Source organism: uncultured Bacteroides sp., from assembly GCF_902472605.1.
Taxonomy (GTDB): Bacteria; Bacteroidota; Bacteroidia; order Bacteroidales; family Bacteroidaceae; genus Phocaeicola.
Genome location: NZ_CABROP010000003.1, coordinates 94,621 through 107,309 on the forward strand (window position 1 = coordinate 94,621; position 12,689 = coordinate 107,309).

At 48.4% G+C, this 12,689-nt stretch carries 10 protein-coding genes; 3 read left to right on the forward strand and 7 right to left on the reverse strand.

Annotated features, from left to right (window positions below):
* Nucleotide 1: 1 nt before the first annotated feature.
* Both pulA and RDP42_RS01545 read left to right on the forward strand, forming a co-directional pair.
* On the forward strand, nt 2–2,071 hold the full coding sequence (gene pulA / locus RDP42_RS01540) for a type I pullulanase (protein ID WP_308762237.1): 2,070 nt from the start codon (nt 2–4) through the stop codon (nt 2,069–2,071).
* 40 nt (nt 2,072–2,111) lie between these two features.
* On the forward strand, nt 2,112–3,563 hold the full coding sequence (locus RDP42_RS01545) for an ATP-binding cassette domain-containing protein (protein ID WP_308762238.1): 1,452 nt from the start codon (nt 2,112–2,114) through the stop codon (nt 3,561–3,563).
* A gap of 146 nt (nt 3,564–3,709) precedes the next feature.
* Here RDP42_RS01545 and RDP42_RS01550 read toward each other — a convergent pair whose 3' ends face one another.
* Genes RDP42_RS01550 through dnaN form a run of 7 tightly spaced genes read right to left on the reverse strand, consistent with a single transcriptional unit; the run spans nt 3,710 to nt 11,982 of the window.
* The gene (locus RDP42_RS01550; protein WP_308762239.1) at nt 3,710–4,660 is read right to left on the reverse strand and encodes a nitronate monooxygenase; all 951 of its coding nucleotides are present in this window, start codon (nt 4,658–4,660) and stop codon (nt 3,710–3,712) included.
* A gap of 6 nt (nt 4,661–4,666) precedes the next feature.
* Nucleotides 4,667–6,376: a tetratricopeptide repeat protein gene (locus tag RDP42_RS01555; protein WP_308762240.1), complete on the reverse strand. Its 1,710-nt coding sequence runs from the start codon at nt 6,374–6,376 to the stop codon at nt 4,667–4,669.
* A 23-nt stretch (nt 6,377–6,399) separates the two neighbouring features.
* Nucleotides 6,400–7,149, reverse strand: coding sequence for a 23S rRNA (guanosine(2251)-2'-O)-methyltransferase RlmB (gene rlmB, locus RDP42_RS01560; RefSeq protein ID WP_204473906.1), 750 nt, complete (start codon nt 7,147–7,149; stop codon nt 6,400–6,402).
* Between the two features lie 17 nt (nt 7,150–7,166).
* On the reverse strand, nt 7,167–8,834 hold the full coding sequence (gene recN, locus RDP42_RS01565) for a DNA repair protein RecN (protein WP_308762241.1): 1,668 nt from the start codon (nt 8,832–8,834) through the stop codon (nt 7,167–7,169).
* Between the two features lie 5 nt (nt 8,835–8,839).
* On the reverse strand, nt 8,840–10,045 hold the full coding sequence (gene coaBC, locus RDP42_RS01570) for a bifunctional phosphopantothenoylcysteine decarboxylase/phosphopantothenate--cysteine ligase CoaBC (protein ID WP_308762242.1): 1,206 nt from the start codon (nt 10,043–10,045) through the stop codon (nt 8,840–8,842).
* Nucleotides 10,046–10,057: 12 nt separating this feature from the next.
* Nucleotides 10,058–10,834, reverse strand: coding sequence for a 3'-5' exonuclease (locus RDP42_RS01575; RefSeq protein WP_204473896.1), 777 nt, complete (start codon nt 10,832–10,834; stop codon nt 10,058–10,060).
* A gap of 23 nt (nt 10,835–10,857) precedes the next feature.
* Nucleotides 10,858–11,982 (reverse strand): DNA polymerase III subunit beta, encoded by a 1,125-nt coding sequence (gene dnaN / locus RDP42_RS01580; protein ID WP_204473895.1) that lies wholly within the window; start codon nt 11,980–11,982, stop codon nt 10,858–10,860.
* Between the two features lie 176 nt (nt 11,983–12,158).
* Between dnaN and RDP42_RS01585 the strand changes: the two genes are divergently transcribed.
* Nucleotides 12,159–12,530 (forward strand): DUF3127 domain-containing protein, encoded by a 372-nt coding sequence (locus RDP42_RS01585; RefSeq protein WP_072542676.1) that lies wholly within the window; start codon nt 12,159–12,161, stop codon nt 12,528–12,530.
* Nucleotides 12,531–12,689 lie beyond the last annotated feature (159 nt).

A 12,689-nucleotide genomic window follows, 5' to 3' on the forward strand; every position in this document is an offset into this window, starting at 1 on the left:
TATGAAACTGAAGCATCTTGTCGTAATGTCAATGATGACAGTGGTAGCAGGATGTACGTCCTCACACCAGGATGCACAGACGACGTTTGACAAATATCCGGTATATAACGGTGACTGGGAGGAGATGGTGTATTCTCCTTCGGTGACCAAGTTCTCGCTTTGGGCCCCTACGGCACAAGAGGTGCGGGTGTTGCTTTATGAGAAAGGGCAGGGAGGCTCGGCCTACCGGATGGTGAAGATGGAGCCGGCATCCGACGGGATGTGGCAGGCCCGGGTGGACGAAGACCTGAAAGGGAAGTTCTATACGTTCAACGTGAAGATTGACGACGTATGGCAGGGAGATACTCCCGGACTGCTGGCCAAGGCGGTAGGAGTGAACGGTGACCGGGCGGCTATCATCGATTGGGCTTCGACAAATCCGAAAGGTTGGAGCGAAGACAAGCGTCCGCCGTTGAAGCGTTTTTCGGATATCATCATTTATGAATTGCACCATCGGGATTTCTCTATCGATACGGTGGCAGGCATTCGTAACCGAGGTAAGTTTCTGGCACTCACGGAAGAGGGTACAAAGACTTATTTAGGGGAGAAAACGGGACTCGATCATTTGAAGGAATTAGGGGTGACCCATGTACAGCTGTTGCCGTCGTTCGATTTCTCGTCGGTGGACGAGACGAAGCTCGACAAGCCGCAGTACAACTGGGGTTATGACCCGAAAAACTATAACGTGCCGGAAGGTTCGTATGCCACCGACCCTTATAAACCGGACGTGCGTATCCGGGAATTCAAGCAGATGGTGATGGCCCTTCATCGGGCAGGTATCCGGGTGGTGATGGATGTGGTATACAACCATACCGCGATTACGAAAGGAAGTAACTTTGAGCGTACGGTGCCCGGATATTTTTACCGGACGGATGCCAATGGGAAATGGGCCAATGCCTCGGGCTGTGGCAGTGAGACGGCCAGCGAACGTCCCATGATGAGGCGTTTTATGATTGAGTCGGTGTGCTACTGGGCCCGGGAATACCATATCGACGGTTTTCGTTTCGATCTGATGGGTATCCATGACATCGAGACTATGAATGAAATTCGTCGGGCACTTGATAAGATTGATCCTACCATTTATATTTATGGAGAAGGCTGGGCGGCCGGTCGTCCGCAGTTGCCAGACAGTCTGCTGGCCATGAAGAAGAATGCGCCGCGACTTCCGCACATCGGCATGTTCTGTGACGAGATGCGCGATGCGTTGCGTGGTCCTTGGAATGATGATGCTAAAGGAGCGTTTGTTATCGGACGCATGGGGCATGCGGCAGGGGTGAAATTCGGACTGGTGGGAGGCTTTGCCCATCCGCAATTGCAGGAAAAGCATGCGATTGCATCTGTGCAGAGTTCAGTTCCGACGGACAGTCTGATGGAAGATTCGCTGACTACGATAAAAGCGGAAAAGGAACTTCATTTCTGGGCTACGCAGCCCGACCAGCTCATCAGTTACGTGAGCTGTCACGATGATCTTTGTCTGGCCGACCGGTTGAAAACGACTTTGCCGGGACTTTCGGAACAGGAGATGAATGCATTGGCCAAGCTGGCAGCTACGGCGGTGTTTACTTCGCAAGGCATTCCGTTCTGGTATGCGGGCGACGAGATTTTGCGGGATAAGCAAGGCGTGGCCAATTCTTATAAGAGTCCGGATGCAATCAATGCCATCGACTGGCGGAGAAAGACTTCTCATAGGGATTTTTTTGAGTACGTGCGCGGACTGATTGCCATGCGCAAGGCGCATCCTTCGTTCCGTATGGGGGATGCCTCGCTGATAGCCAAGCACTTGGAGTTCTTACCGACAATTGCCAGCAATGTGGTGGCTTTCCGCATCAAGGGCAGTCCGGCAGGCGATTCGTGGCTGAATACGGTGGTGGTGCTCAACGCACGTACGGAACCGGTGCAGATTAATGTACCTGAAGGACGCTACTGGATAGCTTGCCGCGACGGGCGTGTGGACAATGTGTTGGGACTGGGTACGCTGACAGGCAATGTGCTCACGGTAGCTCCCCGCACGGCCATGATTGTGCATCAGTAAGAAACAACGACAGAAAAGACAATTATAAAACCAAAAGACAATGCAGAATGTAATTACTATTGAGAACGGGGTGACTCGCCATCCGCTTTACCGGATGAAGGAGCCCATTAACCTGCAGATTGCTGCGGGAGAGCATGTGGCCATTGTGGGACCGAATGGAGCTGGAAAGAGTTTGCTGGTCGACACAATTACCGGCCGCTATCCGTTGCTGATGAATGAGGTGAAGTATGATTTTTCTCCCTCAAAATCAAAAATGGCTTGTGACAACATCAAATACATCACTTTCCGCGACTCGTATGGAGATGCCGACGGGAATTATTATTACCAGCAGCGATGGAACTCGCATGATTTGGACGATACGCCTATTGTGGCCGATTTGTTGCCGGAGTGCAAGGACGAGCAGCTCCGGAAAACACTTTATGATTTGTTTGGTATCGAAGAAATGTTGGGTAAGCATATCATTTTGCTCTCCAGTGGAGAACTCCGCAAGTTCCAGTTGACTAAGACATTGCTGAGCGGTCCGCGGGTGTTGATTATGGACAATCCTTTCATCGGTCTGGATGCACGGACGCGTGGCTTGTTGCATACGTTGCTGGGCAAGCTGACGGAGATGACGGACTTGCAGGTGATTCTGGTCCTGTCGAAGACAGACGATATTCCGACGTTCATTACGCACGTGATACCGGTGGAAGACCGTCATTGTGGACCGAAAATCACGTTGAAGGAATACTTGGCTCACCGGGAACCGGCTCCGGCACATATATTGTCTGATGAAAAGCGGCAGCGGATATTGGATCTGCCGTATGCGGACAACCTGTATCACACGGAACACATTGTGGACTTGAACAAGGTGAGCATTCGTTATGGGGAACGGGTCATTCTGAAAGACCTCGACTGGACGGTGAAGTGCGGAGAGAAATGGGCGCTTAGCGGAGAGAACGGAGCTGGAAAGTCTACGTTGCTGAGCTTGATTTGTGCCGATAATCCGCAGAGTTATGCCTGCGACATTACGTTGTTTGGACGTAAACGGGGCAGTGGTGAGAGTATTTGGGAAATCAAGAAGCACATCGGTTATGTAAGTCCGGAAATGCACCGTGCCTATTTGAAGAATCTGCCGGCCATTGATATTGTGGCCAGCGGTCTGCACGATTCCATCGGCTTGTATCGCAAAACACAGGCAAAGGATGTGGACACGTGCGTGTGGTGGATGGATATCTTTGGCATAGCCGACCTGAAAGACCGCAGTTTCCTTCAGCTTTCCAGTGGAGAACAGCGTATGGTGTTGTTGGCCCGTGCGTTTGTCAAAGACCCTGAACTGCTGATTTTGGACGAGCCCTTGCACGGTTTGGATATGCGTAACCGTCGGTTGGTGAAGGATGTCATCGAGGCTTTCTGTGGCCGGAAGGACAAGACTCTGATTATGGTGACGCACTATCAGGAGGAACTTCCGTCTACCATTACCAACTCGTTGTTCTTGAAGCGGAACAAATAAGCGAATTGAATTCTTTTTGAATATTCTCCAACAAGGTTTTTTTGATATAAGAATCCCCTTATTTTTCTCTTTCCTACTAAATGAAAGGTGAAAAATAAGGGGATTTTTTTGCAAATATCCTCGAATTCAGAGGCCCTTAAGATCTCTTACCAGCCTTGTTTGTCTTGCAGCTGGCGGAGTGCCTTGCGATAATCCTCCACCAGCTCTGTCATTACCTCATCCACGGTTTGTAACTTGTGAATCTGAGAGGCAGCTTGTCCGATTTCAAGTTCTCCTTCATAAATATCACCTTCAAAAATACCTTTCTTGGCTCGGCCCTTTCCTAACAGCAGTCTCATTTCATCGACGGTGGCTCCTTTCTGTTCCGCCTCTTCTATTTGTTTGTAGAAGTCATTCTTGACCAGACGGGTAGGAGAAAGTTGCTTGAGTGTCAGCTGGGTATCTCCTTCGTTCAGTCGCAGGCACCGGTCCTTGAAGGTGAAGTGGGCTGAACTTTCTTCTGTCAAAGCAAAGCGGGTACCCATTTGTACGCCTTCGGCTCCTAACACTTCTGCTGCCAGGATACCTTCTCCCGACACGATGCCTCCTGCAGCAATAAGGGGTACAGTGCATACCTTTTTCACTGCTGGAATCAGGCAGAAAGTGGTTGTCTCTTCCCGTCCGTTGTGTCCTCCGGCCTCAAAGCCTTCGGCTACAATGGCATCTACGCCAGCTTCCTCACATTTCATGGCAAAACGGCTGGAAGACACCACATGGGCAACCTTAATGCCTGCCTGTTGGAGTTTGGAAGTCCATGTCTTGGGATTGCCGGCAGAAGTAAACACGATTTTCACTTCCTCCTCCTGGATGATGTCCATCAGCGTTTCAATTTCAGGATACATTAGTGGCACATTGACACCGAAGGGCTTGTCGGTAGCTGCTTTGCACTTGCGGATGTGTTCGCGCAAGGTTTCCGGATGCATGGAGCCGGCTCCTAACAATCCCAGTCCACCAGCGTTGCTGACGGCTGAGGCCAGTCGCCAGCCGCTGCACCACACCATTCCTCCTTGAATAATGGGATAGCGTATGCCGAAAAGATGACAGATTCTATTGTTCATAGGCTATTATTTATTGTATTTCTCCAGTAGGCTCTTGGCTACGGTATCGCCCAATTTGACGGCCTTCTCCAAGTTGGCCAGCCCTTCTTTTTTCTTGTTTTGCTGTAACTGGCAGTAGCCGAGCATACGGTAAGCGGCTGAATTCTGTGCATCCAGTTCAATGGCTTTGTTCAGGGCCTCGATGGCTTCAGTCAGCTGGTTGACACGGAGGTGTACACCTCCTTTCTCTGCCCAGTAGTTCGCATTTTTAGGCTCCATTTCGATAGCTTGGTTGATGTCGTTGATGGCCTGCTGGTACATGCGGCATTGCATTTCCGCTTGTTCGCGGATAGAGTAGAATTCAGCGGAAACTTGTCCCATCATGGCATCGTAGAATAGGTTGTAATCTGCTACGGCTTCCCGGAACTGGTTGTCTTCCGCTTTCATGCGAGCCCGTTCGAAGAGATAAGGAGCCGCATCTTTTCCGTAGGGAGGATTATATTTAGCTACAGCGCTGTCCATCAATGCAATTGCTTCTTTCTTGGAGGCACCTTCAATCAGTTCTTTCGTTTTGGCAGCTGCATAATAAGTGGCAGCAGAAGCCAATGGGGAGCGATTTACTTCTTCATAGCTGGCGAAGGCTTCTGGGTATTTCTGCATGGCGAAGTAAATGTCGCCTTGCAGCTGGTAATACAATCCTTGTTTGTCGCTCTCAAGGGCTGTATTGATTTCCTTCAGGGCTCGTTCCAGTGTCCAGTCGCCATAAGGTTTGGCACCTTGCAGTCCCAGGACATAGTTATACAGCAGCTTGGAGCGATTATAGTAAGCATCACCTTTGTTGTCAGAAACTTCTATCATGGCCTCCAAGTCTTTTTCAGCCAATGCGTAGTGAGTATCGTCACCATATCCAATGTAGCAGGTGGCCCGGCGGGAGTAACCTTCGCTGTTTTTGGGAAACTTTTGGATGAATTCATTCAACAGGTTCAGGTATTCATCCTGGGTCAGGTTAGACGAAGCCATGTATACATACACCAAAGCCTGTGATTCATCCTCTGGCAATCCTTTACGGATGCCGATGGTATTCAGTGCAAAGTCATTGGCCGACAAAGCGCTGATGGAAAGGCTCTTGGCATATCCGATGCCGATGGCATAGCTCGAAGTATTTTCCTTGTCGCCATTTTTCTGTACCAATCCTATCACTTCTCCTTCTGCGTTCATTACGGGGCAGCTGACGGTTTTGTCACCTGTCTTCATGTTCAGAGTATAGTAAAAAGAATTGTGGCTGATGGTGTCAATCTTGGCAATGGTGCCGTGCGTACCTGTCGTTGCTTTTTGTGTAGAGTAAGGAAGTACGTATACGGTTTCGTTCACCGTTCCCGGACGGGAGGTGGGCTGCAAGGCTTCAATCTTTTTATCGGAAGCCGTTTTGAACTTCACAACGTCGTACATGTCATTGGCTCCTAAAATGTATTCTACTGGAAGTTCTTTTCCTTCGGCAGTGACTACGACGGCGCGTTCAGCCCCTTTAAATAAGGTATAATCCGAAACACCCGTACCGTTCTCATCAATGTAGAATCCATTGCCGGTGTTAAGAATTTGGTTGTCTTTGTCATACGTGACAACGGAAAATACTGCTTTCCGGGCTTTATTGGCCCATTTGGGAAGTTCCTGGGCAAACCCCATCTGGAAAGCCGTTCCGCAGCACGTCAGGATAAGGGTAAATTTTCTTATGTTCATGGTAGTTGTATGTTTTATTGTTTTTATTCTTCTCCGAAACCTCTTTGTTTTACGGCTTCATAAATCAATATACCTGCTGCAACAGATACGTTCAGTGATTCAATGTTTCCAAACAAAGGAATCTTAATCCATTCGTCGCAAAGAGCCAGGTGGTCGTAAGGCACACCCGTATCTTCTGCTCCCATGATGATGCACGTGGGACTCTTGTAGTCGGCCTTGGTATAATCGTAATCACCTTTCTCTGTGGCGGCCACAATTTTGAATCCGCTGTCTTTCAGAAATTTGATGGTATTTGTAATGTTGCTTTCCCGACAGACAGGGATTGTGTGCAGAGCCCCTGCAGAAGTTTTGATAGCATCTGCGTTCACACTGACACTGTTTTTGGAGGGGATGATGATGGCATCCACTCCGGCGCATTCACACGTACGGGCAATGGCTCCGAAGTTGCGTACGTCGGTCAGCCCGTCCAGCAGGATGAGCAGCGGATTCTTTCCCTGTTCAAACAGGAAAGGTACGATGTCTTCCGTACGTTGGTAAGTGATAGGCGAGATAAAAGCCACTACGCCTTGATGGTTCTTCTTGGTGATGCGATTGATGCGTTCTACCGGCACCCGTTGTACCGGGATAAAGGTATCTTTCAGTACTGCAAAAAGTTCCTTTGACAAATCACTCTGGATGTCTTTCTTGATTAATACCTTGTCAATTTCTTTTCCGGCCTGGATAGCCTCGATGACGGCGCGTACGCCGAAAATCATTTCGTTCTTTTCTATCATGGTCTTGTAGTTTCTTGTTATGAGTTAAAGCCTAACAGGGCACGTGCATTCTGTACGGCGGCATCTGTGAGCGTGCTGCCGCTGAGCATGTGGGCGATTTCCTGTACTCGTTCCTCATCTGACAACCGTCGGATGTGGCTGTTGGTTCCGGTTTCGGTGTCTTCCTTGTACACCTTGTAGTGCGCGATGCCGCGGGCGGCAATCTGTGGCAGGTGGGTGATGCTGATGACTTGTCGGTTCTGTCTTCCCATGTCCTGCATAATGAGGGCCATCTTTTCTGCAATGGAACCTGAAACCCCTGTGTCAATCTCATCGAAGATGATGGTAGGGAGTTTTACAGCTCCTGCAATCATGGCCTTGAGCGAGAGCATCACGCGGGCAATTTCACCTCCCGAAGCAATGGAAGCTACATTCTGTAGCGTACCGTTTTTGTTGGCTGAGAAGAGGAAATTCACACTGTCCATTCCTTTGCTGTCCGGATCTTTGCGGGCTGTCAGTTCCACGGCAAATCGTACGTTGGGCATTCCTAATGGAATGAGTAGAGATTCCATCTGCGATTCGATGTGACGGGCCGACTGGGTACGGAGTTGGGTCAGCACCTTAGCCTGTTTCAGTACTTCAGTGTAAAGTCCTTTCTTTTCTTCTTCCAGTTTTGCAATCCGGTCATCGAAAGAAGTAATGGCATTCAATTGGTTGCGGTAGTTTTCCGTCAGTTCCAGCAATTCCTCTACCGTTTGTACGTGATGTTTCTGTTGCAAAGAGTAAATCAGGTTCAGCCGTTCGTTTACGAAATCGAGACGAGAGGGATTGAATTCTACTTCTTCTTCCGCATTGCCAATTTCGCGGGCGAGATCCTTCAGCTCGATGTAGCAGCTGTTCAGTCTTTCCATCCATTCCCGTGCGGGAGCATAGACCTGTGTAAGCCCTTGGAGTGTTTGCATACATTCCTTGGTGAGTGATACCGTACCACCTTCTTCACCGTTAATCAGTTGGCTGGCCTTGTAGAGTCCGGCCTTGATGTCTTCTGCATGGCTCAGGGTTTCTGCTTCCTGTTCCAAGTCTGTCTGTTCGTTTTCTTTCAATCCGGCTTCCTCCAGTTGCTCCAGTTGGAAACGGATATAGTCTTCGTCCTGTCGGCTCTTTTCAGCCTGCGCAATGAAATCTTCCAGTTCTTTCGTTACCTTTTTATACGCCTGATAGATTGCCTGATAGGCAGAGAGCTGTGCTTCGTCTTGCGCCAAAATATCGAGGATATTCAATTGGAATCCCTCTTTATTCAGCAGCAGATTCTGATGCTGGCTATGCACATCGATTAGTTTTTCGCCCAGCACTTTCATTTGTGCAAGTGAAGCTGGGGTATCGTTGATGAACGCCCGGCTTTTCCCGTTGGCCGATACTTCACGGCGTAGAATACATTCATCCGGTTCGTATTCAATGTCGTTTTCCTGGAAGAACGGTTCCATGCCATAGTTGGCAATCCGGAAGGTCGCTTCCACGATGCATTTCGAAGCCCCCTTCTTAATGGCTTTCACATCGGCCCGCTGTCCTAACAGAAGTCCGATAGCCCCCAAGATGATGGACTTTCCCGCTCCGGTTTCACCGGTAATGACCGAAAAACCGGAAGTGAAGCTGATGTCCAGCTTGTCAATCAAAGCATAGTTTTGTATGAAAATAGACTGTAGCATGGCATTTAAGAATGAAACAGACTCGAAAGTTTGTCTACAATGTCCTCGGCCACTTCTTTCTTACTCTTCAGTGGATAAGAAATGGCTTCTGAACGGTCGATAATCGTAATTTTATTGGTATCACAACGAAAGCCGGCTCCTTTGTCGTTCAGCGAGTTGAGCACGATGAAATCGAAGTTTTTCCTTGTCAGTTTGTCTTGGGCGTGACTTACTTCGTCGCAGGTTTCCAAAGCAAATCCCACCAGTACTTGTCCTGGCCGTTTCTCTTTTCCGAGCGAAGCGGCGATGTCACAAGTCGGCTTCAACCGCAGTACGAGGTCATCCTTCTCCCGTTTGATTTTCTGTCCGGCTACCTGCTCTGGTGTGAAGTCGGCTACGGCCGCACAAAGGATTCCGGCATCGGCCTCCTTAAAGGCTTTTGCAGCAGCCTGATGCATTTCCGCTGCACTTTCCACGTCAATGCGGTGAATGTGCGGATGAACAGTATACAAGGTGACAGGGCCACTAACCAAAGTCACTTCTGCTCCTCGTGAGGCACAAGCTTCGGCGAGGGCATATCCCATCTTTCCGGAAGAATAGTTGCCGATAAAGCGTACCGGATCAATTTTTTCATATGTCGGGCCTGCTGTGATGACAATCTTTCGTCCGGCCAAGTCCTGTTGGCGGGTGAAGAATTCTTCCAATACTTCCACAATCTTCTCCGGTTCCTCCATGCGTCCTTTACCTACCAGATGACTGGCCAGTTCGCCAGACGCCGGTTCGATGATGTGGTTGCCGTAGCTGCGCAGAATATCCAGATTATGTTGGGTAGAAGGGTGGGCAAACATGTCCAAGTCCATGGCTGGAGCCACGAAAACTGGAGCCTTCATCGATAAGTAAGTCGTGACCAGCATGTTGTCGGCGATTCCGTGTGCCATCTTTCCGATGGTGGAAGCTGTAGCCGGAGCGATGACCATCGCGTCGGCCCACAATCCCAAGTCCACGTGACTGTGCCACGTACCGTCGCGCTGTGAGAAGAATTCACTGATGACCGGTTTGCTGGTCAGTGCTGACAGCGTGATAGGAGTGATAAACTCTTTTCCTGCCGGAGTGATGACAATCTGCACCTCTGCTCCTTTTTTGATGAGTCCGCGAGTTAACACTGCGGCCTTATAGGCAGCAATACTACCCGTGATGCCCAGTACGATTTTCTTTCCTTTTAGTGTGCTCATGTACCGTCCGTTTTACTTCACCAAACCTGTTTCGCGCAGACGGATTTTGGTCAGCACATTTTTGGTGTTCAAGGTAAAGTCTCCGTTCATAATCCAGCCATAGTATCCCATGTCTTTCTTGAGCACTTCGGCTACAGGAATTCCTTTATATTTTCCGAAGTTGAAAACTTCCACTCCCTTGTCGTCATAAATGATTCTTCCGGCAAAGTCTACATTTTTGCTGTAGCTGGAATAATCCGACAGAAAATTGATGTCGTTCTGCAATACATCCGGGTAATGGTCAAGCTGTGCTTTCAGTACTTCATATGTAGCCCGTGTATCAGCTTCGGCTGTATGCGCATCTTCCAGATTCTTGCCGCAATAGAACTTATAGGCAGCCGAAAGCGTGCGCTGTTCCAGCTTGTGGTAAATCACCTGCACGTCGATGAATTTCCGTTTGGTCAGGTCGATGTCGATGCCTGCCCGCAGAAATTCTTCTACCAATACGGGCACATCGAAACGGTTGGAATTGAATCCGGCAATGTCAGCCCCTTCAATGTCTTTGGCAATATCCTTAGCCACTTCCTTGAAGGTCGGGCAGTCGGCCACATCTTCATCGTGAATACCATGGATGGCTGTAGATGCTTCTGGAATGTGCATTTCCGGGTTGATGCGGAGTGTTTTGGCTTCCTCGTTTCCGTTGGGATATACTTTCAAGTAACAGATTTCAACGATACGGTCTGTATTGATATTGGTGCCCGTGGTCTCTAGGTCGAAGAACACGAGCGGATTTTTCAGATTCAGTTTCATAAGTTAGGTATACAAATGAGTGATTAGTCATTTAACATCATCGGCATCAACAGCATCAGCAGGTCTTCATTCTCTTCCTGTTCTTCCGGAACGATGACTCCTGCACGTGACGGGTCAGCCAGTTCGATAATGATATTTTGTGCAGAGATATTGTTCAGAATGTCAATCAGGAACGATGACTTGAAGCCGATGCTCATCGGATTTCCGTCATACTGGCAAACGATGGTTTCTTCGGCAGATGTAGAAAAATCAATATCCTGTGCGGAAATCTTCATCTGGTTTTCTGACAAGCTTAGTTTAATCAAACTGCTTGACTGAGAAGAGAACACTGACACACGACGCAGGGCACTGATGAACAATGCGCGGTCGATGATGGCGCGGTGCGGGTTGTTTTGCGGAATCACCGAGTTGTAGTTTGGATAACGTCCTTCAATCAGGCGGCAGATCATCTGGTAGTTTTCCAAGGTAAACATGGCGTTGCGGTCGTCAAAACCGATTTGTACGTCGCCCTGTTCCTTCGGTAGCAAGCCTTTCAGTAGGTTGGCCGGCTTTTTCGGGAGGATGAAGGCTGCTTTTTCAGCTCCGTGTGCCGCATAAGTCTTGCAACGTACCAGTTTGTGTCCGTCGCTGGCAACCAAGGTGATGTCTTCTGTGCTTATATCGAAATAAATACCGTTCATTACCGGACGAAGTTCATCGTCGGCCGTGGCAAATAAGCTGCGGTTTACTCCGTTCATTAAAATGTCTGCTCCTATGGTTACTTGTACAGCGTTGCTGCCCAATTCCTGTGCCTGCGGATATTCGTCGGCATTCTGTCCCATCAGGCTGTATTTACCGTTTTGGTACTGTACGGTGATTTCCATGTTGCTGGTTTCAATGTGGAAACTCAATGGTTGTTCAGGAATTTCCTTCAATGCTTCCAGCAAAGTCTTGGAAGAAACGGCAAAGCGGCCGTCGCTGTCGGATTCGTTCACTTCGATAGAAGTAGACAGGGTTGTATCGTTGTCCGAAGCAGTCATAAAGAGTGTACCGTCTCTCAGTTCGAAAAGAAAACAGTCTAAAATAGGTAATGAATTTCTGGAGTTGATGACTCGGCTGATAGCCTGCAAATGGCTGAATAAAGCAGTACTTGAAACGATAAACTTCATAGTTGTTTTATATTTATTTTTGTTTTGTTTTTGTTCTTAGAAAGCATCTTGGGATGCTTTAAACCAATTGCCAAAGTTACGAAAAGATTGCATACAGCCCATAAAAAAAGGTCCTAAAAATTAGTTTTCTTCTGTGGAAAATCGTAATTTCGTCACCGAATTTAAAAACAATATTTATGGAATTAGCAGGAAGAGTGATTGCAGTTTTGGAGCCGAAAGGCGGTACTTCACGTAATGGAAATGAATGGAAAGTTCAAGAATATGTGATTGAAACACACGACCAGTATCCGCGTCGTATGTGCTTTGATGTATTCGGTGATGATAAAATCAAACAGTTTAATATTCAGATCGGAGAGGAACTGAATGTGTCTTTCGACATTGACGCCCGCGAATGGCAGGGACGCTGGTTCAACAGTATTCGTGCCTGGAAAGTAGAGCGGGTAGGGGCAGCTCCTCAGGTACCTCCTACGGAAGCTCCTTTCCCTCCGGTAAATGCGGCTCCGGCTGATTTCTCAGCCACAGATGAGAAAGACGACCTGCCGTTTTAAGAAAAAAGAAGAATATCAGAAAAGGTGCCCGAAGCGGCACCTTTTTTTGTGTCCGAAGAAGGGACATTCAGTAAATAGTATAAAATTAGCCAACTAATTCATACACAAAGTGTTGCGAATTAGCTGGCTTTTTTGTATCTTTAGGTATTCCCCCGCAAA